This window comes from Actinospineispora eucalypti, assembly GCF_039543365.1.
GTDB lineage: Bacteria > Actinomycetota > Actinomycetes > Mycobacteriales > Pseudonocardiaceae > Pseudonocardia > Pseudonocardia eucalypti.
Window position 1 is genome coordinate 74493 of record NZ_BAABJP010000068.1, and the last position, 25113, is coordinate 99605.

The 25113-nt window shown below is 72.6% G+C and carries 28 protein-coding genes; 17 read left to right on the plus strand and 11 right to left on the minus strand.

Annotation, left to right across the window (positions count from 1 at the left end):
- The first annotated feature begins 12 nt into the window (after window positions 1-12).
- Complete coding sequence (locus ABEB12_RS40660) at window positions 13-261, plus strand: hypothetical protein (RefSeq protein WP_185065637.1); 249 nt, start codon at window positions 13-15, stop codon at window positions 259-261.
- Between the two features lie 17 nt (window positions 262-278).
- On the opposite strand, the gene ABEB12_RS40665 is transcribed toward ABEB12_RS40660, so the two are convergent.
- Window positions 279-1112, minus strand: a complete 834-nt coding sequence (locus ABEB12_RS40665; RefSeq protein WP_185065638.1) for an IniB N-terminal domain-containing protein — start codon at window positions 1110-1112, stop codon at window positions 279-281.
- Between the two features lie 252 nt (window positions 1113-1364).
- On the opposite strand from ABEB12_RS40665, the gene ABEB12_RS40670 reads away from it, so the two are divergent.
- A complete protein-coding gene (locus ABEB12_RS40670) occupies window positions 1365-2060 on the plus strand; it encodes a YwaF family protein (protein WP_345703579.1) in 696 nt (231 codons plus the stop codon).
- Window positions 2057-2788, plus strand: coding sequence for a hypothetical protein (locus ABEB12_RS40675; protein ID WP_185065639.1), 732 nt, complete (start codon window positions 2057-2059; stop codon window positions 2786-2788). The genes ABEB12_RS40670 and ABEB12_RS40675 overlap by 4 nt, the downstream gene beginning before the upstream one ends.
- A 26-nt stretch (window positions 2789-2814) precedes the next feature.
- Here the strand turns inward: ABEB12_RS40675 and ABEB12_RS40680 are convergent, their stop codons facing one another.
- Window positions 2815-3660 (minus strand): MurR/RpiR family transcriptional regulator, encoded by an 846-nt coding sequence (locus ABEB12_RS40680; protein WP_185065640.1) that lies wholly within the window; start codon window positions 3658-3660, stop codon window positions 2815-2817.
- 58 nt (window positions 3661-3718) lie between these two features.
- Here ABEB12_RS40680 and ABEB12_RS40685 point away from each other — a divergent pair, with 58 nt between their 5' ends.
- Complete coding sequence (locus tag ABEB12_RS40685; protein WP_185065641.1) at window positions 3719-4963, plus strand: amidohydrolase family protein; 1245 nt, start codon at window positions 3719-3721, stop codon at window positions 4961-4963.
- The gene (locus ABEB12_RS40690; protein ID WP_185065642.1) at window positions 4960-6390 is read left to right on the plus strand and encodes an MFS transporter; all 1431 of its coding nucleotides are present in this window, start codon (window positions 4960-4962) and stop codon (window positions 6388-6390) included. Before ABEB12_RS40685 ends, ABEB12_RS40690 begins: the two co-directional genes overlap by 4 nt.
- On the opposite strand, the gene ABEB12_RS40695 is transcribed toward ABEB12_RS40690, so the two are convergent.
- Window positions 6362-6679, minus strand: a complete 318-nt coding sequence (locus ABEB12_RS40695) for a helix-turn-helix domain-containing protein (RefSeq protein ID WP_185065643.1) — start codon at window positions 6677-6679, stop codon at window positions 6362-6364. The genes ABEB12_RS40690 and ABEB12_RS40695 overlap by 29 nt on opposite strands.
- A gap of 65 nt (window positions 6680-6744) precedes the next feature.
- On the opposite strand from ABEB12_RS40695, the gene ABEB12_RS40700 reads away from it, so the two are divergent.
- The 3 genes from ABEB12_RS40700 (at window position 6745) to ABEB12_RS40710 (ending at window position 10603) form a co-directional block, all read left to right on the plus strand.
- On the plus strand, window positions 6745-7746 hold the full coding sequence (locus ABEB12_RS40700; protein ID WP_185065644.1) for a zinc-binding dehydrogenase: 1002 nt from the start codon (window positions 6745-6747) through the stop codon (window positions 7744-7746).
- An 83-nt stretch (window positions 7747-7829) separates the two neighbouring features.
- Window positions 7830-9083, plus strand: coding sequence for a cytochrome P450 (locus ABEB12_RS40705; protein WP_185065645.1), 1254 nt, complete (start codon window positions 7830-7832; stop codon window positions 9081-9083).
- Window positions 9084-9097: 14 nt separating this feature from the next.
- Complete coding sequence (locus ABEB12_RS40710) at window positions 9098-10603, plus strand: long-chain-fatty-acid--CoA ligase (protein ID WP_185065646.1); 1506 nt, start codon at window positions 9098-9100, stop codon at window positions 10601-10603.
- Here ABEB12_RS40710 and ABEB12_RS40715 read toward each other — a convergent pair.
- Window positions 10538-11332, minus strand: coding sequence for a hypothetical protein (locus ABEB12_RS40715; RefSeq protein WP_185065647.1), 795 nt, complete (start codon window positions 11330-11332; stop codon window positions 10538-10540). The genes ABEB12_RS40710 and ABEB12_RS40715 overlap by 66 nt on opposite strands.
- A 73-nt stretch (window positions 11333-11405) precedes the next feature.
- On the opposite strand from ABEB12_RS40715, the gene ABEB12_RS40720 reads away from it, so the two are divergent.
- A complete protein-coding gene (locus tag ABEB12_RS40720; RefSeq protein ID WP_185065648.1) occupies window positions 11406-12029 on the plus strand; it encodes a TetR family transcriptional regulator in 624 nt (207 codons plus the stop codon).
- A gap of 340 nt (window positions 12030-12369) precedes the next feature.
- Here ABEB12_RS40720 and ABEB12_RS40725 read toward each other — a convergent pair whose 3' ends face one another.
- From ABEB12_RS40725 to ABEB12_RS40735, 3 genes are read right to left on the minus strand one after another with little or no spacing between them, the layout of a single operon-like run.
- Entirely contained in the window at window positions 12370-13122 is a 753-nt protein-coding gene (locus tag ABEB12_RS40725) for an alpha/beta fold hydrolase (protein ID WP_185065649.1), read from the minus strand.
- A 52-nt stretch (window positions 13123-13174) separates the two neighbouring features.
- Window positions 13175-13936 carry a glycosyltransferase gene (locus ABEB12_RS40730; RefSeq protein ID WP_185065650.1) on the minus strand — a complete coding sequence of 254 codons (762 nt, stop codon included), beginning with the start codon at window positions 13934-13936 and terminating at the stop codon, window positions 13175-13177.
- A 7-nt stretch (window positions 13937-13943) separates the two neighbouring features.
- Window positions 13944-14330, minus strand: a complete 387-nt coding sequence (locus ABEB12_RS40735; RefSeq protein ID WP_345703580.1) for a DUF4345 family protein — start codon at window positions 14328-14330, stop codon at window positions 13944-13946.
- Between ABEB12_RS40735 and ABEB12_RS40740 the strand changes: the two genes are divergently transcribed.
- The 7 genes from ABEB12_RS40740 to ABEB12_RS40770 all read left to right on the plus strand — a co-directional run bounded on the left by ABEB12_RS40740 (window position 14331) and on the right by ABEB12_RS40770 (window position 20554).
- Entirely contained in the window at window positions 14331-15101 is a 771-nt protein-coding gene (locus tag ABEB12_RS40740; RefSeq protein ID WP_185065651.1) for a helix-turn-helix domain-containing protein, read from the plus strand.
- Between the two features lie 43 nt (window positions 15102-15144).
- A complete protein-coding gene (locus tag ABEB12_RS40745; protein WP_185065652.1) occupies window positions 15145-16998 on the plus strand; it encodes a DUF2339 domain-containing protein in 1854 nt (617 codons plus the stop codon).
- Between the two features lie 58 nt (window positions 16999-17056).
- Window positions 17057-17899 carry an alpha/beta fold hydrolase gene (locus ABEB12_RS40750; RefSeq protein WP_185065653.1) on the plus strand — a complete coding sequence of 281 codons (843 nt, stop codon included), beginning with the start codon at window positions 17057-17059 and terminating at the stop codon, window positions 17897-17899.
- Window positions 17900-17984: 85 nt separating this feature from the next.
- Window positions 17985-18152 (plus strand): hypothetical protein, encoded by a 168-nt coding sequence (locus ABEB12_RS40755; protein ID WP_185065654.1) that lies wholly within the window; start codon window positions 17985-17987, stop codon window positions 18150-18152.
- A complete protein-coding gene (locus ABEB12_RS40760; protein ID WP_185065655.1) occupies window positions 18152-19000 on the plus strand; it encodes a helix-turn-helix domain-containing protein in 849 nt (282 codons plus the stop codon). Before ABEB12_RS40755 ends, ABEB12_RS40760 begins: the two co-directional genes overlap by 1 nt.
- A gap of 10 nt (window positions 19001-19010) precedes the next feature.
- A complete protein-coding gene (locus ABEB12_RS40765; RefSeq protein ID WP_185065656.1) occupies window positions 19011-19949 on the plus strand; it encodes an NAD-dependent epimerase/dehydratase family protein in 939 nt (312 codons plus the stop codon).
- Window positions 19950-19957: 8 nt separating this feature from the next.
- On the plus strand, window positions 19958-20554 hold the full coding sequence (locus tag ABEB12_RS40770) for a dihydrofolate reductase family protein (RefSeq protein WP_185065657.1): 597 nt from the start codon (window positions 19958-19960) through the stop codon (window positions 20552-20554).
- Between the two features lie 6 nt (window positions 20555-20560).
- Here ABEB12_RS40770 and ABEB12_RS40775 read toward each other — a convergent pair whose 3' ends face one another.
- From ABEB12_RS40775 to ABEB12_RS40790, 4 genes are all read right to left on the minus strand, one after another.
- Complete coding sequence (locus ABEB12_RS40775; RefSeq protein WP_185065658.1) at window positions 20561-21697, minus strand: serine hydrolase; 1137 nt, start codon at window positions 21695-21697, stop codon at window positions 20561-20563.
- A gap of 112 nt (window positions 21698-21809) precedes the next feature.
- A complete protein-coding gene (locus tag ABEB12_RS40780; RefSeq protein WP_185065659.1) occupies window positions 21810-22682 on the minus strand; it encodes a LysR substrate-binding domain-containing protein in 873 nt (290 codons plus the stop codon).
- Window positions 22675-23565, minus strand: a complete 891-nt coding sequence (locus ABEB12_RS40785; protein ID WP_345703582.1) for a 5-oxoprolinase subunit C family protein — start codon at window positions 23563-23565, stop codon at window positions 22675-22677. The genes ABEB12_RS40780 and ABEB12_RS40785 overlap by 8 nt, the downstream gene beginning before the upstream one ends.
- Entirely contained in the window at window positions 23562-24176 is a 615-nt protein-coding gene (locus ABEB12_RS40790) for a carboxyltransferase domain-containing protein (RefSeq protein WP_185065661.1), read from the minus strand. Before ABEB12_RS40790 ends, ABEB12_RS40785 begins: the two co-directional genes overlap by 4 nt.
- A gap of 151 nt (window positions 24177-24327) precedes the next feature.
- Here ABEB12_RS40790 and ABEB12_RS40795 point away from each other — a divergent pair, with 151 nt between their 5' ends.
- The gene (locus tag ABEB12_RS40795) at window positions 24328-25104 is read left to right on the plus strand and encodes a 5-oxoprolinase subunit PxpA (RefSeq protein WP_185065662.1); all 777 of its coding nucleotides are present in this window, start codon (window positions 24328-24330) and stop codon (window positions 25102-25104) included.
- Window positions 25105-25113: the final 9 nt, after the last annotated feature.

Below are 25113 nucleotides of genomic sequence, written 5' to 3' on the forward strand. Positions count from 1 at the left end.
CGAGGACTGCACATGCTGATGGCCGGGAAGCGTGACGTTGCGCAAGGCCAGCCAAGAACGCAACAGGAGATCGAGCTCTGGACGGCGCTCGCCGCCAATGCCGAGTTTCTCGGTAGTTCGTCCCCGGACAAACGCATGTCGCTGTTACGCGAGCGGGCGCGACTGTGGGATGAACTCGCCACAATCAGCAGCCCCGCCTGCGGCCAGGCCTATCGGGATGCCGCCGCGAAATGTCGCGCGGAGGCCGAGCACCTGAGCTGACCCGGCCCCGCACGCTTTCAGTGGTGCGTCTCGTAGTTGTGGCTGTCCTCGAAGTTGGCGTCATTGTGCGAGCCGCTGGTGTCGTGGCTGTCGGAACTCGAGTGGTCCTCGAAGTCGCTGCGCGAGCTGTTGTCCGCGGCGTGCTGATCGGTGTAGCCGTCGGCATAGCCGTGCTCGCCGGCGGCATTGACCGTTGTCGAGCCGTCGCCGGAATTGCGCGCGTAGGTGCTGGTGTCGTTGTCCGTGCTGTAGCCGTCGGCGTTCGCGCCGACGGAAAGCGCGGCGCCGTCGCCGAACCGGCCGTACCCGATGTCGGTGCCGTTGGCGTCCCCCGAGCCGAAGGCGGCGCTGTTGTCGTCGCCGGTCACGGCCTGGTTGTTGTCCCCGACCACGTTGCCGCTGCCGGTGGTCAGCGTGCTGTCGGTGATGTCGCCACCGGCCGCCACCGCACCGTCCCCGGACGCCACCACCGGGTCGTTGTCGATCACCTGGCTGAAGTCGCCACCACCGGTGTCAATGTCCTGGTGCACCGAGTTGTCGATGTTGGTCTCGTGTTTCTCGATGGTCGTGTAATTGTTCACGTAGTGCTTCAGATAGTGCGTGCCGCCGTGGTGGCCGTTGTCATCGTCGCCGTTGTCGTCATCGTCGTCGTGGTCGTGATGACGGGGCGAAGGAACCCGGTCGTCGTCATCGGCCGCCAGACACAACGCGTCCCGCATGTCCGCCGCCGATACGTGCTGAAAGCCATGCTGGGCCGCATACGATTCCGGGTCGGCCTTGAATGCCTCGCGCGCGTTCTCGTCGCGGAATAGGTCCATCAACCACTCAAGCAGCGAAACCGAGGTCGTCATCTCGAGTATCTCCAGCCCAATATGCCGGTATAAGCGTCGTCGGCGATTGTGCATCGCGTGCGGCCACGCTAAGTGAAGGCGCAACGGGAAATTAGTGAAAACCTTCGATCGAGTGACGCACGGGCGGGCGATCCGAGACAGAAGTCAACACGTTCGGTTGAGGATTGTTTCGCATGTGAGGGTCGGGCTGGGTCGTGTTCTTAAACACGGCCTGGTGCGGCGGCCGTTGGCCGGTGCGGTTGGATCACCGGTGTGGCGTGGTTCTCGGCCTACGGACAGTCGCACTGGGTGGTGCTGGCGATCACCGTGCTCGGGGCGGCGGCGTTGGTGCTGGCCGGCCGCCGGGCCTCCGGCGGCGTTGCCCTCGGCTGCTCGTGGGGGCTCGCCTCGGTGATCGTCGCACTGAACGTCACCATGCAGGTGTGGGCGTTCGACCCGGCCGACCCGGCGGTCTCGCTGCCGCTGCAGATCTCCGACCTGGCCCCGTACGCGAGCGCGATCGCGCTGGTCACCCGCCGGCCCTGGGCGGCCGCGCTGACCTACTACTGGGGCATCACGCTGAGCACCCAGGCGCTGCTCACCCCGGTGCTGAACGCCCCGGACTTCCCGGGCGTCGAGTTCATCGCCTTCTTCGCCATCCACGTGCTGGTGGTCTGGGCGGCGATCTTTCTCACCTGGGGGCTGGGTGTGCGGCCGACCTGGTGGAGCTACCGGTTCACGCTGGCCGTGACCGTGTGCTGGGCGGCGGTGATGTTCCTGTTCAACGCGCACACCGGCAGCAACTACGGCTTCCTCAACCGCAAGCCCAGCACCGGCTCGATCCTGGACCTGCTCGGCCCGTGGCCCTGGTACCTGCTGCCGGAGTTCGGGCTGATCGTGCTCGCTTGGGCGATCATGACCTGGCCGTGGCACCGCCGGACGGTCAGAACTGGAACACTGGTGGAGTGACCATCAGCCACACGTCATCCCAGGACCGCGACGACGAGCTGGCCACCAAGCGGGGCGGGCTCACCGGCAAAATGCTCAAGTCGGCGGTGGAGCGGGCGCTGCGCATCCAGCAGCCCGCCGTTGCCTCCTACGTGGCCAAGATCCGGCGGGACCAGCCGTCCGCCTCCCCGGCCGAGGTGATCGCCACGCTGGACAAGCTGTACCTGCGCGCCGTCGGCGGCACCGGCGCGGTGGCCGGCGGCACCGCGTTCATCCCCGGCGTGGGCACGGTCGCCTCGCTGGCCACGGCCACGGTGGAGGCGCTGGCCGCGCTGGACGCCTCCGTGCTGTACACGCTGGCCGTCGCCGAGGTGCACGGGCTGCACATCGAGGACGTGGAGCGGCGCCGCGCGGTGGTGCTGGCCATCGTGCTGGGCGACGGCGGCGGCAAGCTGATGCGCAAGGTCACCGGCGGTACCGGGCAGTGGGCGGGCGAGGTGGCCGAGATGGTCCCGCTGCCGAAGCTCGGTCCGGTGAACCAGACGCTGGTCCGATGGTTCCTGCGCCGCTGGCTGACCCGCCAGGGCGCGCTGGCCTTCGGCCGGGCGCTGCCGTTCGGCGCCGGCGCGGTGATCGGCGCGGTGGGCAACGTGGCGGTGGCCAAGGGTGTCATCCGCTCCACCGTCGACGCCTTCGGCCCCCCGCCGGCGGAGTGGCCGGCCACCGCCCCGGCGGCGTTGGAGAAGTAGCGCCAAGCGCGCGCGGGAGATCTAGCTCACTCGCACATCAGGTCCAGGCGGCGCCAGAGCGCCTCGGTGGCGCGGATGGCGGTGCGCGCCTTCTCGCCGCGTAGGCGGGTGATCTCCGCGAGCAGGGCGTGCACCACGGCCATGGCGGCGGTGAGCGAGGGGAAGTGGCTGGTCCCCTCGCTGGGCACGGTGATCACGTGCTCGGCTACCTCGGTCAGCCCGGAGCGCAGCAGGTCGGTCAGTACGCAGGTGGTCACGCCGGCCTCGCCGGCCACGGCGGTGGCGTCCCGGATCTCCCGGGGCAGGCGCCAGAAGTTGATCGCCACCAGGCAGTCACCGGGGCCGAGCTGGGTCAGCGTGTTCACCAGCGTGGTGCCGCCGCGCACCGCGAACTGTGCGTCCAGGCCCATGAACGCGCACGAGTGGGCCAGTTGGTACGCCGGGCCCGAGAAGCTGCCCGATCCGAGCACCACGGTGCGCCGAGCGGCCGCGATCGCCGCCGCCACCGCCTCCACCGCGGCCACGTCCACCGTGCGTACCGCCAGGCTCAGGTTCTCCAGGTCGGCCCGCAGTGCCCGCTGCACCGGGTCGGCGGCGGCCTCGTGCTGGCCGAGCACCTCGGCGGCCCCCAGCGAGGACAGGTAGCGGCCGCGCAGCTCGAGGCGCAGGTCCGGCCAGCCGGTGAAGCCCAGCGCGCGGGCGGTGCGCACCACGGTGGCCGCGTCCACCCCGGCCCGCTCCGCGACCGCGCCGGCGGTGGCGTAGGAGGTGAACTCGGGCTGGGTGGCGAGCAGGTGGGCCACCCGCTCGGACTTGGGGCCGAGAGCGGCGTCCTCGGTACGCGCGCGGACCCAGGCCTCGGCGGTCTCCATCAATGCTCCTTGCAATGCCTATTGCACAGATGAGTGAGTGCCGTCACTATTGCATACCATGGGTGACCAGCAGCGCATCATCATCCGCAACGCGTCCGTGTTGGACGCCTCCGCCGGCGCCCTGGTGCCGGACCGCACCGTGGTGGTCGAGGGCGCCGAGATCGTGGACGTGGACGGCCCGGCCACCCGGGCCGAGGGCGCGCGGGAGATCGATGCCGGCGGCCGGGTGCTGATGCCCGGGCTGATCGACGGGCACGTCCACGTGCTGGCCTACACGGCGGACCTGCCCGGGGCCGCCGAACAGTCGCCGAGCTACGTGGCCGCGCGGGCCGGCGCGATCCTGCGCGGCATGCTGGACCGGGGCTTCACCACGGTGCGGGACGCGGCCGGCGCGGACCACGGCCTGGCCCGGGCGGTGCGGGAGGGTTGGTTCGTGGGGCCCCGGGTGCTGTTCGGGGGCAAGGCGCTGTCCCAGACCGGCGGGCACGGGGACATCCGGGGAGCCGGCCGGGACGCCATCGACCACGCCTACTGCACGCCCAACCACTGCCGGATCGCCGACGGCGCGGACGAGGTGCGCAAGGCGGTGCGGGACGAGATCCGCCGGGGTGCCGACCACATCAAGCTCATGCTCAGCGGTGGCGTGGCCTCGCCGACCGACCGGATCGACAGCCTGCAGTACTCGGTGGACGAGATCCGTGCCGCCGTGGAGGAGGCCGGCGCCGCCAACCGGTACGTGCTCGGCCACGCGTACACCGCCGCCGCGGTCAACCGGGGGCTGGCGGCCGGCGTGCGGTCCATCGAGCACGGCAACCTGATCGACGAGAGCAGCGTGAAGCTGTTCACCACCCATGACGCGTTCCTGGTGCCGACGCTGGCCACCTATTCCGCGCTGGCCGAGGAGGGCCTGGCCGGCGGCCTGCCCCCGGTCAGCCACGCCAAGGTGTTCGACGTGCTGGACGCCGGGCTGCACGCGCTGGAGCTGGCGCACCGGGGCGGCGTGAAGCTGGTCTACGGCACCGACCTGCTCGGCGACATGCACTACCGCCAGCTGACCGAGTTCTCCCTGCGCGCGCAGGTGCAGCCGCCGGCAGACCTGATCCGCTCGGCCACCACCACAGCCGCCGAGCTGCTCCAGCTGCCCGGCCGGATCGGCGTGATCGCCCCCGGCGCCCATGCCGACCTGCTCGTGCTGGACGGCGACCCGCTCGCCGACATCTCGGTGCTGACCAGACCGGACACCTCGCTGCGCCTGATCGTGCACGCCGGCCGGGTGCACAAGAACACCCTGGACGCGCGATGACCCAGCCGACCCAGCCGGCCGAGCCGACCCGGGCGGGGGAGCGGGAGCTGTTGGCCCGGGTGGAGCGCCTGCCGATGTCCCGCCCGCACCTGCACCTGCTGTTCCAGGGCGGGCTGGGCTACACGTTCGACGGCATGGACGCGGCGGTGATCGCCTTCATCCTGCCGGCGGTCACCGCGCTGTTCGCGCTGAGCGGCCCGGAGCAGGGGTTGCTGGGCAGTTCCACGCTGATCGGGTTCTTCTTCGGCGCGCTGACCGCCGGGTTGCTCGGTGACCGGATCGGCCGGCGCAAGGTGATGATGTACGCGCTGGCGGTGTACACGCTGGCCTCGCTGGTCACCGCCGCCGCACCGGACTGGCCGGTGCTGCTCGGCTCGCGGATCGTGGCCGGGTTCGGCACCGGCGCGGAGAGCGCGATCATTGCGCCGTTCCTGTCCGAGTTCGTGTCCAGCCGTTACCGGGGGCGGTTCATCGGCTCGCTGGCCGGCTTCTTCTCCTTCGGCTACGTGGCCGCCGCGTTGCTCGGCTACCTGCTGGTGCCGGCGTTCGCGGACGGCTGGCGGGTGGTCCTGGTGATCACCGCCGTGCCCATCCTGATGCTGCTCTGGTGGCGCCGCGCGCTGCCCGAGTCACCCCGCTACCTGCTGTCCCGGGGCCGCCGCGAAGAGGCGGAGGCGGTGGTGGCCCGGCTGGAGCGGCTCACCGAACGGGCCACCGGCCGCGAGCTGCCGCCGGTGCGCGCCGAGGACGTCACGGCGCCGATACCCGAACCGGTCCGGTCCGGACCGCATGGATTGGTCCGACTTTGGCGCGGTCCATTGGCCCGGCAGACCGCAACCACCTGGACCCTCTGGTTCGCCATCACCTTTGCCTACTACGGGTTCTTCACGTTCATCCCGTCCCTGCTGGTGCAGCAGGGACTGACCATCAGCAAGAGCTTCGGCTACTCGATCGCCATTTACGTGGCGCAGATCCCCGGGTACTACTCGGCCGCGTTCGTCTCCGAGCGACTGGACCGCAAGTGGACCATCGGCGGATACCTGGCCGGGGCGGCGCTGGCCGCGTTCGGCCTGGCCAACGCCGACACCAACGGCCAGCTGATCGGCTTCGGCATGCTGCTCTCGTTCTTCATGAACGGCACCTACGCCTGCCTGTACAGCTACACGCCGGAGGTGTACCCGACGGCGATCCGGGCCACCGGGATGGGCGCCGCGTCGGCGTTCGGCCGGATCGGCGGGATCTGCTCGCCGATCATCATCGGCAGTGCCTACGCCCAGCTCGGCTTCTCCGGGGTGTTCACCCTCACCTGCGCGGTGCTGGCCGTCGGCATCCTGGCCGTCGCGGTGCTCGGGGTGACCACCAAGGGGCGCACCCTGGAGGACATCAGCGCGCAGACAGCTAGTGTCGCGGGCCGGGACACTGGGTGAGCGCGTCCAGCAGCCCGGGGAACGCCCGGTCCATGTCCTCGCGGCGCAGCGCGTTCAGGCGGGCGGTGCCCACGTAGTACTGCCGGATCAGGCCGGCCTCGCGGAGCACGTTGAAGTGGTGCGTCGCGGTGGACTTGCTGACCGGGATGTCGAACGCGCCGCAGCGGACGTCCTCGCCGGCGGCGGCCAGCTGCGCGACGATGCTGCGCCGCACCGGGTCCACCAGCGCTTCGAGCACGCGCTGCAGGTCGAAGTCGGCCAGCTCGGGGTGGGGCGGTGTGCGCTGCACGGGCCAATAGTACGACACGCATCAAAGTTTGACGGCGGTCGTACTTCGCGGCTACCTTCGGCGGCATGGCGAAGACGGTGCGGTTCCACGAGCTGGGGGAACCAGAGGTCCTGCGGCTGGACGAGGTGGACCCGGGGGAGCCGGGCCCCGGCGAGGTGCTGCTGCGGGTGGACGCGATCGGCGTCAACCGGGCCGAGGTGCTCTTCCGGCGCGGCCAGTACATCGAACCGGCCCGGCGGCTGCCGTCCGGCCTCGGTGCGGAGGCCTCCGGGGTGGTCGAGGCGGTGGGGCCGGGGGTGACGGAGTACTCGCCGGGGCAGGCGGTGAGCGTGCTGCCGGCGTTCTCGCAGAACGACTACCCGATGTACGCCGAGCGGGCGCTCGCGCCGGTGAGTGCGCTGCTGCCCCGGCCGGACGGCCTGGACGCGGTGGCCGGAGCGGCGGTGTGGATGCCCTACCTCACCGCGTACGGCGCGATGGTCGAGGTGGCCGGGGTGAGGCCGGGAGACGTGGTGGTGCTGAACGCGGCTTCCAGCAGCGTCGGCCTAGCCGCCGTGCACACCGCCAACCGGCTGGGCGCCACCCCGGTGGCGATCACCCGCACCCGGGCCAAGCGGGAGCGGCTACTGGCGGAGGGTGCGGCCGAGGTGATCGTCGCGGCGGAGCAGGACGTGCCGGCCAGGGTGCTGGCGGTCACCGGCGGCCGGGGCGCTGAGCTGGTGCTGGACGCCGTCGCCGGGTCCGGTGTGCTGGAGCTGGCCCGGGTCATCGCCCCCGGCGGCACGCTGCTGCTGTGGGGCGCGCAGAGCGGCGAGCCCACCCCCTACCCGGGATTCGACCTCGGCATGCCGGCCCTGAACATGCGTTCCTACACCGTGCACGAGATCACCCGGGACGCCGTCCGGCTGCGCCGCGCCTCGGCGTTCGTCACGTCCGGCCTGCGCACCGGGGCGTTCCGCCCGGTGGTGGACCGGCTGTTCCCGCTGGAGCGGATCGTGGACGCGCACCGGCACATGGAGTCGAACACCCAGGTCGGAAAGATTGTGGTAACCGTCGGTCACGACTGATCGGGGGTCGCCAGAACGAGGGATAGCGGGAACGGGTGAACGGAGGATAGTTATATCGGCAAACGGCTCACAGGAGGTAGTCAATGTCGACGCAGACCGGACCGTCCGACTTAGCCGCGCTCGACCTCACCAACCTCGATCTTTTTGCCGAAGGCCCCCCGCACGAGCTGTTCGCGCGGATGCGCACCGAGTCTCCGGTGCACTGGAACAACACGGCAGACGGGCCGGGTTTCTGGTCGCTCACCCGCGGCCAGGACATCGTGCACGTCAGCCAGGACCCCGCGACGTTCTCGCCCGCTCGCGGCGGCATCTTCTTCCGCCCGGACACGCTGGTGCCGCTGGAGGTCGGCCAGCGTGACTTCATGCTGTGGAAGGACCCGCCCGAGCACTCCCGGTACCGCGCCGTGATCACCACCTTCTGCCTGCCCCGGACGCTGATCCTGGTGGACCAGGTGATCGAGGGGATCGTGGCGGAGACGGTGGACGCGGTGGCCGGGCGCGGGGCGTGCGACATCGCCACGGACATCGCGATGCCGGTGCCGCTGAAGGTGGTGGCCCGGCTGTTCGGCGCCCCGGACGAGGATCTCGACCAGCTGAACCGCTGGACCAAGGACATCGAGCAGGGCATCACGCACGACATGAACATGACCCGCAGCGTGGAGGAGATGGGGATCTACTGCGCCAAGCTGGTGGGCAACCAGGTGATCCACGGAGTGGACAGCCTGGCCAACACGCTGGCCCAGCCGGACGAGTCGGGCGAGCGGCGGCTGAGCGAGTCGGAGATCGCCGCCTACTTCGGCATGCTGCTGTTCGTGGGCAACAACCACCCGCGCAACGCGATCTCACACGCGGTGCACACTCTGCTGCAACATCCCGACCAGCTGGCGGTGCTCCGGGACGACCCGGTGAAGCTGCGTCCCACCCGCTCCGGGCTGGCGCCGGTGGCCCTGGAGGAGCTGATGCGCTGGTCCACCCCGGTGAACTATCTGGCCCGCACGGCGACGGTGGACACCCAGGTCGGCGAGACCCCGGTCAAGACCGGTGAACGCCTGGTCATGTGGTACGCGTCGGCCAGCAGGGACCCGGAGGTGTTCCCCGGCGCGGACCGGTTCGACGTGGGGCGGGCCCGGTGCAACCCGCCGCACTACGCGTTCGGCGGTGGCGGCGAGTACTTCTGCCAGGGTGCCGCATTGACGTACCGGATGCTTTCGGTAACGCTGCGCGAGGTGCTGCGGCGGATGCCCGGCATCGAGCTGGCCGGCCCGGTGACCTACGAGCCGTCCGCGTTCGTCAATGCGATCACGTCGCTGCCGGTGCGGTTCAAGCCGACCGGCTGAACTTGGGGGGGTAGATGAACCTCGCGGAGAACCTGGTGCGCACGGCCGCCGAGCGGCCCGAGGCACCCGCGCTGGTGGCCGGTCCGGTCACGGTCAGCTACCAGCAGTTCCTGGAGGCAGTGCGGCGCGGCGCCGGTTGGTTGCGCGCAAACGGTGTCCAGCCGGGCGACCGGGTGGGGCTGATCCTGCCGAACGTGCCGGCGTTCCCCGCGATCTGCTACGCCGCGCTGTACGCCGGCGCGACGGTGGTGCCGATGAACCCGCTGCTCACCGAGCGGGAGGTCGGCTACTACTTCTCCGACGCGGGAGTGCGGCTGGCGTTCGCCTTCGAGCAGCTGCCCGACGGCGGCGCCGCCGCGCTCGCGGCGGGCCGGGCGGAGGACGTCCCGGTGACCGTGGTGGGCCCGTTCGGCCTGCCGCTCGACGAGCTGGCCTCGGTCGACCCGCCGGCCGGGCCGGAGCCGCGCGCCGACGAGGACCTGGCCGTGCTGCTCTACACCTCGGGCACCACCGGCCGCCCCAAGGGCGCCGAGCTGACCCACCACAACCTGGCCTCCAACGCCGCGACCGCCGCCGCCGAGCTGCTGCGCACCGGGCAGACCGACGTGGTGATGGGCTGCCTGCCGCTGTTCCACGTGTTCGGGCTGACCTGCGGGCTGAACACCTCGGTGCTGACCGGGGCGTGCCTGGCGCTGCTGCCCCGGTTCGATCCGGTGGCCGCCCTCGAGCTGATCCAGGAGCACCGGGTCACCGTGTTCGAGGGCGTGCCCACGATGTACTCGGCACTACTGCACGCGCCCGGCGCGGAGGGCTACGACACGTCCAGCCTGCGGCTGTGCATTTCCGGCGGCTCGGCCATGCCGGTCGAGGTGCTGCACGCGTTCGAGCGGAAGTTCGAGGCGACGGTGCTGGAGGGCTACGGGCTGTCCGAGACCTCGCCGATCGTGTCGTTCAACCACCCCGACCAGGAGCGCAAGCCGGGCTCCATCGGCACCCCGGTGCGCGGGGTCGAGGTGCGGATCGTGGACCAGGGCGGCGCCGACGTGCCGGCCGGTGAGGTCGGCGAGCTGGCGGTGCGCGGCGAGAACGTGATGCGCGGGTACTGGAACCGGCCGGAGGCCACCGCCGAGGCGATCCCGGACGGCTGGTTCCGCACCGGCGACCTGGGCCGGGCCGACGAGGACGGCTACCTGTACATCGTGGACCGGAAGAAGCAGCTGATCATCCGGGGCGGGTACAACGTGTATCCGCGCGAGGTGGAGGAGGCGCTGCACGAGCACCCGGCGGTGGCCGAGGTGGCGGTGATCGGGATCAAGCACCCCAGCCTGGGGGAGGAGGTCGGCGCCGCCGTGGCGCTGGTCCCCGGGGCGAGCGCCACCCCGGACGAGCTGCGCGCGTTCGCCAAGGAGCGGGTCGCCGCCTACAAGTACCCCCGGCGCATCTGGCTGGTCGACTCACTGCCCAAGGGGCCGACCGGCAAGATCCTCCACCGCGAGGTCACCCCGCCACCGGAGGATTGAGGAACGCGCGGACGGCCGGGTGTCCCGGGTGACGTGCCGGATCAGATAGTACGACAGCACCATGATCCACGAGAAGAAGAAGATCATCGGTATGCCCAGGCCGATGATGCCGTTCCAGGCCAACGGCCCTTCCCTGAAAAAGATGATGAACCCGGTCGGGATCAGCTCGGCCGCCGTGGCGAAGCAGAGGAAGCCGGCCCAGCGGGGGAAGACCACCGGCGTGGCGGTGTCGCGCAGGATCGCGCCGCCCTGGGCGAGCAGCAGGAGGCTGAACACCGGGTAGGGCATCACGAAGCAGAACCAGGCGATGTCGTAGAGGGCCTGGGTGACGTGGACGGGGATCTCGCCCACTCGGTACACCATGATCCCGAAAAACATCGGGCTGAGCGCGAGGATCGCCGCGCTCGCGCCGCCGCACACCAGCTGTACGTAGGTCAGCGCGGGGTACCGGCCGTCCGTGTGGCGCAGTTCCAGGGCGACGCCGCAGACGAAGGTGGCGAACAGGCCGAACCCGATGATCATGAAGATAACGCCGACCCGGATGCCGAACTTGTTGCCGGCGAGCTCGGCCACGACCTGTTCGGCCGGGATCCCCGGGCTGGGGAACGGGAGGAACCGGGCGAATGCCACGAACCCGATGGCGAACAGGACCGTGCAGGCTACTCCGCTCCAGGCGCAGGCGAGCCGCGCGGTGCGGTTGACCGCGGGATCCGCTTGGTCGGTGGTCACAATACGGACCTCCTTCTGACTTGAACAGAGTGTACGAGTCATACAGTAAGTACAACTCTCGTAGACTGTCCAGGTGCAGAGCTTCCAGGCCGTAGTGGGGCGGCGTCGACGGGAGGCGTCGGCGCGAGAGATCCTCGAGGCCACCCGGCGGCTGCTGGCCGGTGGCGAGCCGTTGGCGCGGGTGAGCGTCGGCCGGATCCTGGCCGAGGCGGGCGTCTCCCGGGCCACCTTTTACGCGTGTTTCCCGGACAAGCGTGCTGTGATCGGCCGCCTCGCCCAGCAGTCGCTTGCCTGGCGCGAGGACGTCTCCGGCGAGGCCCTGGCCGACCCGTGCCTGCGCCGCGAGACCCTGGACGAGCTGATGCGCGCAATCGTTCGGCACTGGCGGGCGAACCGCCCCGTGCTGTCGGCGATCATCGAGCTCGCCGAGCAGGATCCCGGAATGCGGGAGGCGTGGAGCACCGCCGTCGGAGAGATCGCGAGCCAGACCGCGGGGCATCTGCGTGCGCGGTGGGACGGCAGCCCGGACGCCCCCGATGACCCGGCCTGGATCGCAGCGGCGATGACCTGGATGTTCGAGCGGTGCTGCCACCAGCTCGTCGTCGACGACGTTTCCGCCGAGGCCGTCGCGATGGCGCTCTCGGAGATCCTCTGGCGGACCGTCACCTTCCGCGCCGGTGCCGGGCCGGGTGACTAACGTCTACCGCCGGTCCGGTTCCGAGCGGATCCGGTTGTTCGTCACGGACTGTAACGCCGGTGGGACAGCGATGAAGACTGGTCTGGAAAGCATTCGTCGACATCGACATCAGGCTGATCTCACCATGATCGAACCAGCCTCACGTCGATGTCGATGAGGCAAACGAGACCGGACATCCACTCGACCGTCACACATCGTGACAATGGTGGCGAGAGCTACCGAACGCCAACGGCCGCAACCGGGCCGCGGCAGACCAGCCCACGCCGTCCCGGCCGTCGGTCAGCCCAGCTACCACCGAAGCCTGCGGCATCCCGCCGGGATCATGGCGATCAACACCGCCTCAGGCCAGGAACGCGCTGACGGCCGGCAGCACCAGGTCCGGCCGCCGGGTCAGGTCCATGTGCGTGCACCCTGGCAGTACGGCCAGTTGTGCGTCGGGGATGAGCTGGACCATCTCCGCCGCGTGCTCGACCGGCATGAAGTCGGTGTCGCCGGCCATCACCAGGGTCGGCACGGCCAGCCCGCGCAGCTGGTCGTCCGACCAGCCAGGGAAGGCGCCGACCGCCGCGCTCACCTTCTCCTGGAACGCGTCGAAGTGGTCCGGGTCGGGGGCGACCCGCCGGTAGTCGGCGCGCATGGCGGCGAAGTCGTCGGCGGTGGGCATCCGCCGCGAGGTGGCCCACCGGTCCGGGTTGCGGATCTCCTCGTGGAACCCGTCCGGCCGGAACTGGATCGACGCGGCCACCAGCTTGCGCACCCGCTCGGGGTGGGTCAGCGCGACCTGCATGGCGGTCAGCCCGCCGAGGCTGAAGCCGTAGAGGTCAGCCCGCCGGATGTCCAGGTGGTCGAGCAGGCCGACCACGTCGTCGGCGAAGCCGGGCACCGACGCCTCGCGGTCGGTGTCGGCGGTGCGGCCGTGCCCCTGCAGCTCGACGGCGATCACCCGGTGCCGCTCGGCGAGCCGGGGTATCAGCTCCCCGAAGCTCAGCTCGGCGGTGAGCAGGCCGCCGTGCAGCAGCACCAGCGGGTCCCCGGCGCCGTGCGTCCGGTAGTACATCTTCAGGCCGTTCACCGGCGCGTATCCCTCGGTCATGGCTTCTCCCCGGTCGGTCGTCGAGAGGGTTGACCACGACCGGGCCCGAAACTCATCGGGAGGGTCGGCCCCCGCTCTCGGCGGCCAGCGTCCGTTCCGCCGCCAGCCGGTGGCCGATCACGCCGCGTACCTGCGGCAGGTCCCGGATGGCGATGTCGGCGGGCTGCACGGTGTGCTGGGCCGGCCAGCGGCGGTAGGTGGCCACCACCCGGTCCACCCACACGCCCGGCCAGTGCGTGGAGAAGGCGGCGAGCAGCACCGCGTCGGCCGAACGGGCCACCGCCGGCCAGCCGCCGTGCGCGACCAGGTGGGTGCGCCGGTAGGTGGCGATGGCCGCCGGGAACGGGAAGTCGTCGGTGCGCACGAAGGTCTCTGCGATCACCGCCGGCTCGATGCGCCCCGGCGGGAACACGTCGGGCTTGACCCAACTGGCGCCGTCCGGGTTCCGCCAGCGGATCCGGCCGCAGGACCACGCCGCCCCGGGGTCCCCGGCCAGCGGGGTGACCAGTGCGGGCAGGCCGCCCGGCTCGTACCAGTCGTCGTGGTCCATCCCGGCGACCAGGTCACCGGCCGCCCGGGCCAGCGCCACGTTGCGGGTGGCCGCGCCGCCCAGCTGCACGCCGAGCGCGTCGTACCGGATGCGCGGGTCGTCGGGCAGCCGGTCCCGCACGCCCGGCGCCGGGCCGTCCTCCTGGACCAGCCACTCCCACTCCCAGCCCGGCGGCAGCGACTGGGCAGTCAGGGAGTCCCACAGCGCCCCGATGTGGTCGGCATTGCGGGCCTGGGTCGGGGTGATTACGGAGACCAACGGCACGGGGTCACTATGCCACGACGGCCACGAGTATCCCGGCGGCGACCAGCTCGACCCAGAAGTAGAACCACACCGGATAAAATCCGGTCGGTTTCTCCACGAATCGCGCAATCAGCCGGCCGAATGCCATTCCGGCCAGCGCGGCGGCCACCGCCCATATCGCCCCAGGGCGCAGACCAGCGACGTCGGTGGCGGTGAGGCCGAGCAGGACCGCAATGAACACCCCGAAACCGCCGTACACAGCCCGCACCTCGGCCCGCGCGTCGGCGTTGGACAAAATGACGCCAAAGGGCTGGATAATCGTTGCGGGCGCGACCAGTGCGGCAATTCCCATGGCCAGGAAGAAAAGCGCGATCAGCACCAACACCACCGTTGTCATGGCGGTATCGTCGCCCATGTGACGTCGTCCGCGCTGTCAGAAACCTGCTCGGCCACGCTGTGGCTCGGGGCCGAGGGGTTCGTGTTCCGGGGCGCCTCGCCCGGGCTGGACCGGCACGCCGGCGCGGTGCCCTGCCTGGTGGTCGCGCTGGACCGGGCGTTCACCCTGCACGTCGGCTCCGCCGCGGCCGCCGCCCGTTCCGCGCTGGTGCCGGCCCGGGTGCCGCACCACCTGGACGCCCGGGGCGGCGAGATCGTCTCCTGGTATCTGGACCCGGCATCGCCCGCGCCCCGGGCCTGCCGCGCGGCGATGCGGCGCGAGCACGGGCCGGTGGCGCTGGAGCATCGCGAGCAGGACAAACTGGTCGAGCTGGGCCGCGCGCTGCGCCCCGGTGGCGACCCGGGCGCGGTGGACCGGTGGACCGGCACCGCCACCGGACCGCTGCCGCACGAGGCCCCGTCCCCGATCACCGCGCTGGCGGCGAAGTTGTTGGCCGATCCCGCCGGGCACTGGCCGGCCGGCGCCTGCGCCAGGTTGGTCGGCCTGTCCGAGTCGGCCTTCCTGCGCGCCTTCGTGGCCCAGACCGGGACCAGCTTCCGCCGGTACCGGCTCTGGACCAGGACCCTGCGCGCGATGCACGTGCTGGCCAGCGGGGAGAACCTCACCCGCGCGGCCGCCGAGGCCGGCTTCGCCACGCCGTCCCACCTGAGCAGCACCTTCCACGGGCTATTCGGGCTCGCCCCGACGCGGATGCTGAACATCGGCCTGACCATCGTCGAGGATCGGTAGTTCTACGGGTTCGCCGGCGGCCCGGCGCGGTCATGCTCGGGTCATGCACACTCCCGCCGAGCGGATCCCGAGGCTGGTCCAGGAGCTGGACGAGCTCGGCCGCCGCATGTACTGGATCCGCCAGGAGCTGGTATCCCTGGCCGTCGCCGCGCCGCCGCCCGGCCCCCTCCCGACGCAACCGAGGGCTCAGGCGGCGGCCGGGCCGGCCGAGGGGGCGGCGCGGGGTACGGCGACGGCCGGACCGGCGCGGACGGCCGGGCCGGTGGGGGCCGGAGAGGCGGACGGGAGCGCGCGGGCCGAAGCCGAAGGGGCGGAGGGCGCGTCACCCGGCGGGGGCGCGGAGGGCGCGTCGCCCGGCGAGGGCGCGGACGGGGCGTTGCCGGGAGGTGGTGTGGAGGGGCCGCGACCGGGCGGGGGTGTGGACGGGCCGGGCGGGGCGGACGGTGGGCGGCTGCTGGCCTGGGCGGGCGGCTCGATCACGCTGGTCGGCGTGGTGATGTTCCTGGTGCTGGCGGCCAGCCGGGGCTGGCTCGGCCCGGTGGCCCGGCTGGTCGCCGGCGGCCTGCTGGGGCTGGTCCTGGTCGGCGCCGCCGCCTGGACGCACCGCCGCCCGGAGGGACACACCGGTGCGCTGGCGCTGGCCGCGACCGGGTTCGCCACGCTCTACCTGACCCTCGGCGCGGCCACCGGCTACTACCGCTACCTGGCCGAACCGGTCGGGCTCGGGCTGGGCCTGCTCACCGTGGGCGCCGGGCTGGCGCTGGCCGACCGGTGGCGTTCCGAGCTGCTGGCGGCGGGCACGGTGCTCGGCGTGGACGTGCTGACGGCGGTGGTCGCGGACGGCGCCTGGCCGTTGACCGTCTGGCTGGTGCTGGTTCCGCAGCTGGCCGCGGCGGCGGTGGTGGCGCGCCGGGGCTGGCCGGTGTTGGCGCTGGTCGCGGCGGTCTTCCCGGTGCTGTACGGCGCGATCACCGTGCTGGCCGGGGGAGCCGCCGACACCGCGCGGGTGGCCGCCGTGCTCGGTGTGTTCCTGGTCGGCTCGGGGGTGGCGCTGCTCGGGAAGGTGAGCCCGGTGGCGTTCGCCGCCGCCGCGGTTCCGGCACTGGCGATGGCCGTGCGGCTGGGGGAATGGCGCGGCGCGCTGCTCGCCGGAGCCGTCGGGGTGTGTGCGCTCGGCGCGGCGCGGTACCGCCCGGCCCGGCTGGCCGGGGTACTGGTCGGTGCGGCGGCGATGTTCCAGGCGACCGCGCTGCCGTTGGACGGTGCGGCGCTGTCCGGGGTGCTGCTCGGGCAGGGGTTGGTGCTCACCGTGCTGGCCGTGCGCACCGGCCACGTCCTGCCCCGGTACCTGGGAGCCGGGTACGGGCTGGTCGGACTGGGGTTGGCGGTGGCGCGCGACGCCCCGGCCCACGCGTTGCTGGTGTTCCCGGCCGAGCCCTACCTGGTCCTGGGCCGGCCGGACCGGTCGGCGATGGCCACCGGGCTGGCCCTGGCCGTGCTGTCCCTGCTCCTGGCGGTGGCGGCGGGATGCGCGGACCGGCGGTGGTGGGTGCCGGCCGGCGCGGTCGGGCTCTACGGCGCCGCCGGCACGGTGATCCTGCTGGCGCTGCTGGTGGCGCCGACCAGGGCCGGGTTCCTCACCGGGCACGCGGTCACCACCGTCTCCTGGGCGCTGGTCGCGCTGGCCATGCTGGCCCGGGGCGTCGCGTCGCGGGCCTGGCGGGTGGTCGGGCTGGTGCTGATGGGCGCGACGGCGGCGAAGCTGCTGCTGTTCGACCTCCTCGCGCTGGACGGCATGGTCCGGGTGGCCGCCTTCGTCGGCGCCGGGCTGCTGATGCTCTTCGCCGGCGGCCGGTACGCCCGGCTGGTCGCCGCCGCGCGGTTACCCGGGACGTAATTGGCAGGTCAGGGCCGTGCGGCCAGGCTGGAGGCAACCGAGGGAGAGGGGAACCGAGATGCCTTACCTGACCGCCAACGGAACCCGGCTGTTCTACCGCGACTGGGGCGCCGGCCGCCCGGTGGTCTTCGTGACCAGCTGGGGACTCAGCTCGCGGATGTGGCAGAACCAGATGCTGCACCTGGTCGAGCAGGGCCACCGGGCGATCGGCTACGACCGGCGCGGGCACGGCCGGTCGGACGACCCGGGCGGCGGCTACGACTTCGACACCCTGGCCGGCGACCTGGCCGCGCTCCTCGACCGGCTGGACCTCTCCGACGTCACGCTGGTCGGCCACTCGATGGGCGGCGGCGAGGTGGTCCACTACCTGAGCCGGCACGGCGGCGCGCGGGTCGGCCGGATCGCCCTGGTCGCGTCCACCGTGCCGTGCCTGATGCGGTCCGCCGACAACCCGAACGGCGTGGACGGTGCGCTGCTGGAGGGGACCGTGGCGGCGATCCGGGACAACTTCGGCCAGTGGATCCTGGACAACTCGCCGCCGTTCTGGGGCGACTGCCCGGCCGCCCGCGAGCTGCCGCAACCGATCAAGGACTGGACCATCCGGGACATGATGGACGTGTCCGCGCAGGCCGCCGTGGAGTGCACCAGGGCGAACATCTGTGCCGACTTCCGGCCGGAGCTGCCCGGTATCGGGGTGCCCGCGCTGGTCGTGGCCGGTGGGCGGGACGTGTCCGCGCCGGTCGAGCTGTGCGCCCGGCCGAGTGCCGAGCTGCTGCCCAACGCGCGGCTGGAGATCTACCCGGACGCGGCGCACGCGCTGTACCTCACCCACCGCGACCGGCTCAACGCCGACCTGGCGGCGTTCGCCCGGGAAACCGCGCCGGTGGCGGCTTGCGATTGACAAGCTCGGGTGACTGGTCGGGCTCGAGCGGGCGGCGAATAATGGACCGCGTTCGCGGCTACCTGAGAAGGGGAGGTGAAGCCGAGTGGTTCGTTACCAAGGGGACAACGAGAGACCCGGGGAGGACGAGTTCCCCCGCGGCGTTCCCGCCCGGTCCGACCAGGTGCCGGCGGGGCCGACCATCTTCTGGGCGCTTCTCCTGCTGGCCGCCGTGATCGTGTTCGCGTTCGTGGCCCGGCACGGCGCGTACTAGTGGCCGGTGAATCGTCCTTCGTGGAGCGCGCGCCGGCGCCCGCGCTGGCCGCGTTCGCGGCGTCGGTCTGGATCCAGCGGGCCGGCGACCGGCCCGTGGCCCAGCGGCACGAGCCCCACGGCGGCGCCGAGGTCCGGTGTGTGCTCGGTAGGGTGCCCCAGCTGCTCGGACCCCTGACCACCGCGATCTACCAGGAGGTCCCGGCGGGAGGCACGGTCGTCGGGGTGCGGCTGCGTCCGGGTGTGCTCGGGGGGCTCGCCGGAATGCCGGCGGATGAGCTCGCCGACCAGGACGTCCCGGCCACCGAGATCTGGCGCGACATGGCCCGCCTGACCGACGTCCTCGGCGGAGCCGCCACACCGGCGGCCGCGCTCGCCGCGCTCCAGTCGTTCGTCGCGCGGTCCGCCGGCGAGTCCGACCCGCTGGTCGACGAGGCGGTCCGGCGCCTCATGCCCTGGCACAACGGCGGGACGGCCGCCCTGCCCGCGCTGCTGTCGATCTCGGAACGGCAGTTGCGGCGCCGGTGCCGGGCCGCGGTCGGCGTCGGCCCGAAGGAGCTGCACCGCATCCTGCGCCTGCGGGGTTTCAGCGCGCGCGTGCAGGCGTCGATCGCCCGGTGGGGCGATGCCGACGTCGACCTGGCGCGGTGGGCGGTCGAGACCGGGTATCACGACCAGGCCCACCTCACCCGCGAGTGCCGCCGGCTGCTGGGGGTGACGCCCGGCGAGTTCCTCGCGCAGTCCAGCGCCACCTGCACCTGCGGGCACGACCACGCCGCGTCCTACCTCCCGATGCTGCGCCCCAGGGATGTCCGTTCCGTACAAGAGCGGCGACCGGTTCCGGCCTAGCGTCACGCGGGTGATTCTGGTTACCGGAGGCCTGGGTTCCATCGGGTCGCACACCGCACGGGCGCTGCTGGACCTCGGGGAGTCGGTCGTGGTCACCGCGCACCGCTCCACCCGGCCGCCCGAGTTCCTCGCCGGCCGGGTCGTCGTCGAGCCGCTGGACACCACGGACGAGGCCGCCTTCCTGGACATCGGGAAGCGGCACGAGATCACCGGCATCGTGCACCTCGCGGCGGCCCGCCACGACCTGCCCGACCCGGTCGAGTACCTGCGCGCCGACACCGTCGCCCTGCTCAACGCGCTCAAGGCGGCGACCGTGTGGGGCGTGCGGCGGTTCTCCGTGGCCAGCAGCATCGCCGTGTACCTGGGGGTGGACGAGGCCCCGTGGCGTGAGGATTCCCCGCTGCCGGTCCTGGCGGCCCATCAGATACCGGTGTTCAAGAAGACCGCCGAGCTGTTCGCCGAGCTGGCCGGCGACAGCGCCGGGTTCGACGCGGTGAGCCTGCGGATCGGCACCATCTGGGGTCCCCTCGGCCTGCCCGACAACCCGTTCACCCCGCTTCCCCGCCTGCTCAGCGCGGCGGCCTGGGGCCAGGACCCCGACCTGCGGCCGCCCCGTCCGGCCGCGTACGCCGAGGACGCCACGGACCTGTGCTACGTGAAGGACTGCGGCCGGGCGATCGCGCTGCTCATGCTCGCGGAGCGGCTGAACCACCGCATCTACAATGTCTCGAGCGGGCGGCTGGTGCGCTACGGCGAGGTCGTCGACGCGATCAACGCGGCCGTGCCGGGCGCGAACCTGACCCTGCCGGCGGGGCGCAATCCCGACCGGCCCCCGGGCAACCACATGGACATCACCCGGCTGCGGGCCGACACCGGCTTCGCGCCGGAGTACGACGTGGACCGGGCCGTCCCGGACTACGTCGACTGGCTGCGCGGACACGAGCGTTAGGAGTGGAAATGGCCAGGGTTGTCATTCAGGCGGTCGTGTCGGTGGACGGGTTCATCGCCCGTCCCAACGACTCCGTCGGGCCGTTGTTCGACTGGTACTTCAACGGCGACACCGAGCTGTCCGCCCGGCCGAGCGGCTGGACGTTCCAGGTCTCGCCGACGTCGGCGGACTACGTCCAGCCCTTCTGGGACTCCATCAAGGTCACGGTGATCGGCCGCCACCTGTTCGACACCACCAACGGCTGGGACGGCAAACCGGCGGCCGGGGAGCAGCTGGTCGTCGTCACCCACCGGCCACTGCCGGAGCAGTGGCTGGCCGACCACCCGGACGCCCCGTTCCACACCGCCGACTCGGTCGAGGCGGGCGTCGCGCTGGCCAAGAAGCTCGCGGGCGACGGGCTCGTCGCGGTGACCGCCGGCGACCTCGGTGGGCAGGCGTTCTCCGCCGGGCTGGTGGACGAGGTGGAGATGGACGTCGTCCCGGTGGTGCTGGGCGAAGGGGTGCGCTTCTTCGGCAGCCATGCCGGCACGGTGCTGCTCGACGACCCCGACCGGGTGGTCCAGGGCGACCGCGTGCTGCACCTGCACTACAAGGTCAAGCGCTGACCGCCGCTAGGCGCCGGCCGCGTAGCGCCAGAAGGCGCGCATCCACTCGGGCGCGACCGGGCTGTCCTCGCCGACCTGGGTGAGCAGGATGGCCACGCCACCGGTGGCCGGGACGATGTGCGCCGAGGTCCCGGTGCCGCCGACCCAGCCGTACCGGCCCGGCACGTTCCACGGCTCGGTGGCCGCGATGTCCACCGAGCCGCCCATGCCCCAGCCCTGTCCCTCCAGGAAGAGTGCGCCGATATCCCGCTGGGCCGGGGTGGTGTGGTCGGTGGTCATCAGGCGCACGGACTCCTCGGTGAGCACGCGCCGGCCGTCGGTGGTGGCGCCGCCGGCGAGCAGCATCCGAGCGAACGCCAGCCAGTCGTCCAGCGTGCCGGCCAGGCCGCCGGAGCCCAGCGGGAGCGCCGGCGGCGAGCTCCACCGGCCGTCCGGGGCGTCGGCCAGCCGCAAGCCGGTCTTGTAGAAGCTGGTGAACCGGGCGCTCTTGCCGGCCGGCACGTGGAAGTCGGTGTCCACCATGCCCAGCGGCTCGAACAGCCGCTCGGCCAGGAACTCGGGCAGCGGCCGGCCGGAGGCCCGGGCGACCAGCACACCCTGCAGGGCCGAGCAGGTGTCGTACAGCCAGGACTCGCCGGGCTGGTAGACCAGTGGAACCCGGGCGAGGGCGGCCAGCCACTCGTCCGCCGGCGGGAAGGTGTCCGGTTCCCGGCCGTCCCGCTGGACCGGGAACAGCGCCTGCACCGCCGGCAGCGTGAAGTCGGAGGCGAAGCCGTACCCGGCCCGGCTGGTGAGCAGGTCGTACACGGTGATCGGCCGGGCCGCCGGCACCACGTCGTGCACCGGGCTGGCCGGGGTGCGCACCACCGACGGCTCGGCCAGCTCGGGCAGCCATTCCGCCACCGGGTCGGTCAGCCCGATCGTGCCGTCCTCGACCAGCATCAGGGTGGCCGCCGCCGTGATCGGCTTGGTGATGGAGGCGATGCGGAAGATCGTGTCCCGGGCCATCGGCGCGGTCCCTTCGACGTCGACCGAGCCGACCGCGGCCACCTCGGTGCGGTCGCCGCGCGCCACCAGGCCCACCGCCCCGGGCAGGTCTCCGCTGTCCACGTAGGCCTCGAGCACCCCGCGCAGATCGGTCATCGCACCGCTCCTCCCGTGACGAACCGTCACAAGCTAGGCGCCCGGCCGGACCGCCCGGTCATCGGTCCCTCGGCAACTGTGTCCGCCGACACATACGGGAGCCCGGTGGCGTTCAGCCAACCTGCTCGCGGAGCGCGTCGCGGACCGCGCGGACGGCGGGGTGCGCCTCCCCGCCGCGCCGCATGACGGCGTACAGCGTGCGGGCCTGGCCGGGCACGGGGATCAGCCCGACCGGGGGCGTGCGCCCCCGCCACAGCAGGTCGGAAAGGAAGCCGACGGCGTGGCCGAGCCGTACCAGCTCCTCGTGCGCGGTCATGTCGTCCGACTCGTAGCCCACCTCGGGCTCGAAGCCGGCCGCCCGGCACAGGTTCGTCGCCCAGGCCCGCGCCGCGCTGCCCTTCGGCTCCATCACCCAGATCGCGTCCCGGGCCGCCGCGATGCCGGGCGTCCGGGTCTGGTCGGCGACGGCGAACCGCAGGGGGTCGGTGCACAGCTCGGTGCGCGCCAGGCCGTCCGGGATCTCCGCCCGAACGCCGGGGTAGTCCTCGCCGATGACGATGTCGAAGTCCCGGGCGAGCAGCGCCGGCAGGGCGGACTCCGGCTCGAGTACGGACAGCCGCACCGCCAGTCCTTCGTGGCGGCGGAGCCGGGCCAGGGCCGGGAGGACCAGGGCGTGCGTGGCGGTCTGGAAGGAGGCCACGCGCACGGTGCCTCGGGGTTCCCCGGACAGCGCGGCCAGCTCCGCGCCCGCCTGCTCCAGCCGCGCCAGGATGGCCTCGGTGTGCGCGACCAGTGCGCTGCCCGCCGGGGTCAGCTGCAGGCGCCGGCCGACCCGTTCCAGCAGGGGCACACCCACCTCGGACTCCAGCTGGTTGAGCTGCTGGGAGACGCCGGAGGGGGACAGGTGCAGGGCCTTGCCCACCTCGGCCACCGTGCCGCGCCGGCTCAGCTCCCGGAGCAGCCGCAGGCGGCGCAGCTCAAGCATCACCGGCGAGCCTGCCACATCGGGTGCCGGCGAGCCGGAATCGGATGAGCCGCCCCGCGCCGGCCTGCGCGGCCGCGTCCACGTCGGCCGACACCACCACGGCGATCACCGGGTAGCCACCGGTGATCGGATGGTCGGCCAGGAACAGGGTCGGGCGCCCGTGGGTGGGTACCTGCAGCGAGCCCAGCACCGTGCCCTCGCTCGGCAGCTCGCCGGCGTGGCGCCTGGTCAGCTCGGGGCCGCGCAGCCGGATGCCCACCCGGTTGCTGTCGGTGGTGACCTCGAACGGCTCGGTCAGCAGCCGGTCCACCGCCGCGTCGGTGAACCAGTCCTCCCGAGGTCCGAGCACGACCCGCAGCTCCAGGTCCCCGGCGCGCCGCGGCGCGACCGGTGCGAGTTCCGCCGCCGGCCAGGACCGGGTGTCCGAGCCGACCGGGAGCAGCGTGCCGGCCACCGGGACCGGTGGGCCGAGCCCGGACAGCAGGTCGGTGGACCGGGAGCCGAGCACCGGGTCGACCGCGATGCCGCCGCGCACCGCCAGGTAGCCGCGCACCCCCTCGGTCACCGCCCCCATCCGCAGCACCGCGCCGGCCGGCAGGTGCAGCGGGCAGTCGGTGCCCTCGGCGCGCCGGCCGACCCACAGCACCACCCGCGCCCCGGTGACCGCGACCAGCAGCGGACGCAGCGCCCGCACGGCCAGCCCGCCGTAGGTGGTCTCCAGTGCGGCGGCGCCCTCGTCGTTGCCGACCAACCGGTTGGCCAGCCGCAGGGCCGCCCGGTCGGCGGCCCCCGACGGGCCCACGCCGACCCGGGCCAGCCCCGGCCGGCCGAGGTCCTGCACGGTGGTGCACGGCCCGGTGGCGAGCACCTCGAGGCCGTTCACCCGCGCCGCTCCACGAACCGCACCCGGGTGCCCGGGGTGAGCAGCGCCGGCGGGTCGCGCTCCACGTCCCACAGCGTGAGCTCGGTGCGGCCGATCAGCTGCCAGCCGCCGGGGGAGGCGCGCGGATAGATGCCGCTGAACGACCCGGCCAGGCCGACCGCGCCGGCCGGCACCCTGGTCCGGGACTCGGGCCGGCGCGGCACCTCCAACCTCGGGTCGCCGTCCACCAGGTAGGCGAACCCGGGCGCGAACCCGCCGAACGCCACGGTCCACTCGACCCCGGTGTGCGCGTCGACCACCTCCCGCACGGACAGCCCGGTGTGCGTGGCGACGTCGGCGAGATCCGCGCCGTCGTAGCGCACCGGGATGCGCACCAGGCCGCCCGCGGCGGCCGCCGCGCCGTCCGGTTCGGTGGCGCGCAGCACCTCGGCCAGCCGCGCCGGGTCGGCGACGGCGGGGTCGAACCGCACCAGCAGCGTCCGGGCCGCCGGCACCAGGTCGACGGTGCCCGCCGGCGGGTTCCGGGCCAGCGCGGCATACACCCGCCGCACCGCGTCCAGGTCGGAGAACTCGGCCAGGTAGCCGGTGTCCCCGCAGCGCATCAGGCGCATGGCAGGAAGTATCCGTCCGGCCGGGCGGGTTGGCCCTGGCACTAGTCGCCAAAGCCGCACCGGCAACCACGACGACTTCTGCCGAAGTCCCTTCACCCCGGCCGTGGCTATGGTCCGAGTGCTGACAGTCCTGGATACCGGGAGGGGACACATGGCCATCACGGTCGCGCTGACCACCGACATCGGTGAGGGTTTCGGGCGGTGGGAGCTCGCCGACGACGCGGCGCTGCTGGACGTGGTATCCAGCGCGAACATCGCCTGCGGCTTTCACGGCGGTGACCCGGACATCATGCGCCGCACCTGCGACCTGGCCGCGCGCAACGGGGTCGCGGTGGGTGCCCAGTTCAGCTACCGGGACCTCGCCGGGTTCGGCCGCCGGTACATCGCGGTGTCCCGCGAGACGCTGACCAACGACCTGCTCTACCAGATCGGCGCGCTGGACGCGTTCGCCCGCGCGGCCGGCACCCGGGTGTCCTACACCCGCGCTCACGGCGCCCTCTACAACGTGGCCGCGACCAACGAGGATCACGCCGCGGCGATCGTCGAGGCCACCCGGCTGTGGAATCCGGAGCTGCCGGTGCTCGCCCAGGCCGGCACGGCGACCTGGAAGCACGCCGAGCGCGCCGGCATCCCGGTCATCGCCGAGGCGTTCGTGGACCGGGCGTACACCAGCGACGGCCTGCTGCTCTCCCGCGACCAGCCGGGAGCGCTGCTCGGCGACGCGGACGAGGCCGCCGCCCGCGCGGTCCGGATCGCCACCCAGGGCGAGCTGACCGCGGTGAACGGGGAAACCGTGCGGGTCACCGGGCGGGCGCTGCTGGTGCACTGCGACACCCCGGGCGCCCTGGAAATCGCCACCCGCACCCGGCAGGCGCTGCTGGACGCCGGCGTGCGCATCGTCCCGCTGCCCGAGCTGCTGAACTCCTGAGGAGCCGCC

Excerpts from the sequence above, each read along its gene's own strand:
- ABEB12_RS40750 (WP_185065653.1), top strand. The coding sequence starts at position 17,057 with ATGCCTTACCTGACCGCCAACGGAACCCGGCTGTTCTACCGCGACTGG.
- ABEB12_RS40795 (WP_185065662.1), top strand. The coding sequence starts at position 24,328 with ATGGCCATCACGGTCGCGCTGACCACCGACATCGGTGAGGGTTTCGGG.
- ABEB12_RS40665 (WP_185065638.1), bottom strand. The coding sequence starts at position 1,112 with ATGACGACCTCGGTTTCGCTGCTTGAGTGGTTGATGGACCTATTCCGC.
- ABEB12_RS40680 (WP_185065640.1), bottom strand. The coding sequence starts at position 3,660 with ATGGAGACCGCCGAGGCCTGGGTCCGCGCGCGTACCGAGGACGCCGCT.
- ABEB12_RS40770 (WP_185065657.1), top strand. The coding sequence starts at position 19,958 with ATGGCCAGGGTTGTCATTCAGGCGGTCGTGTCGGTGGACGGGTTCATC.
- ABEB12_RS40725 (WP_185065649.1), bottom strand. The coding sequence starts at position 13,122 with ATGACCGAGGGATACGCGCCGGTGAACGGCCTGAAGATGTACTACCGG.
- ABEB12_RS40790 (WP_185065661.1), bottom strand. The coding sequence starts at position 24,176 with ATGCGCCTGATGCGCTGCGGGGACACCGGCTACCTGGCCGAGTTCTCC.
- ABEB12_RS40685 (WP_185065641.1), top strand. The coding sequence starts at position 3,719 with ATGGGTGACCAGCAGCGCATCATCATCCGCAACGCGTCCGTGTTGGAC.
- ABEB12_RS40780 (WP_185065659.1), bottom strand. The coding sequence starts at position 22,682 with ATGCTTGAGCTGCGCCGCCTGCGGCTGCTCCGGGAGCTGAGCCGGCGC.
- ABEB12_RS40775 (WP_185065658.1), bottom strand. The coding sequence starts at position 21,697 with ATGACCGATCTGCGCGGGGTGCTCGAGGCCTACGTGGACAGCGGAGAC.
- ABEB12_RS40710 (WP_185065646.1), top strand. The coding sequence starts at position 9,098 with ATGAACCTCGCGGAGAACCTGGTGCGCACGGCCGCCGAGCGGCCCGAG.
- ABEB12_RS40705 (WP_185065645.1), top strand. The coding sequence starts at position 7,830 with ATGTCGACGCAGACCGGACCGTCCGACTTAGCCGCGCTCGACCTCACC.
- ABEB12_RS40660 (WP_185065637.1), top strand. The coding sequence starts at position 13 with ATGCTGATGGCCGGGAAGCGTGACGTTGCGCAAGGCCAGCCAAGAACG.
- ABEB12_RS40700 (WP_185065644.1), top strand. The coding sequence starts at position 6,745 with ATGGCGAAGACGGTGCGGTTCCACGAGCTGGGGGAACCAGAGGTCCTG.
- ABEB12_RS40735 (WP_345703580.1), bottom strand. The coding sequence starts at position 14,330 with ATGGGCGACGATACCGCCATGACAACGGTGGTGTTGGTGCTGATCGCG.
- ABEB12_RS40745 (WP_185065652.1), top strand. The coding sequence starts at position 15,145 with ATGCACACTCCCGCCGAGCGGATCCCGAGGCTGGTCCAGGAGCTGGAC.
- ABEB12_RS40690 (WP_185065642.1), top strand. The coding sequence starts at position 4,960 with ATGACCCAGCCGACCCAGCCGGCCGAGCCGACCCGGGCGGGGGAGCGG.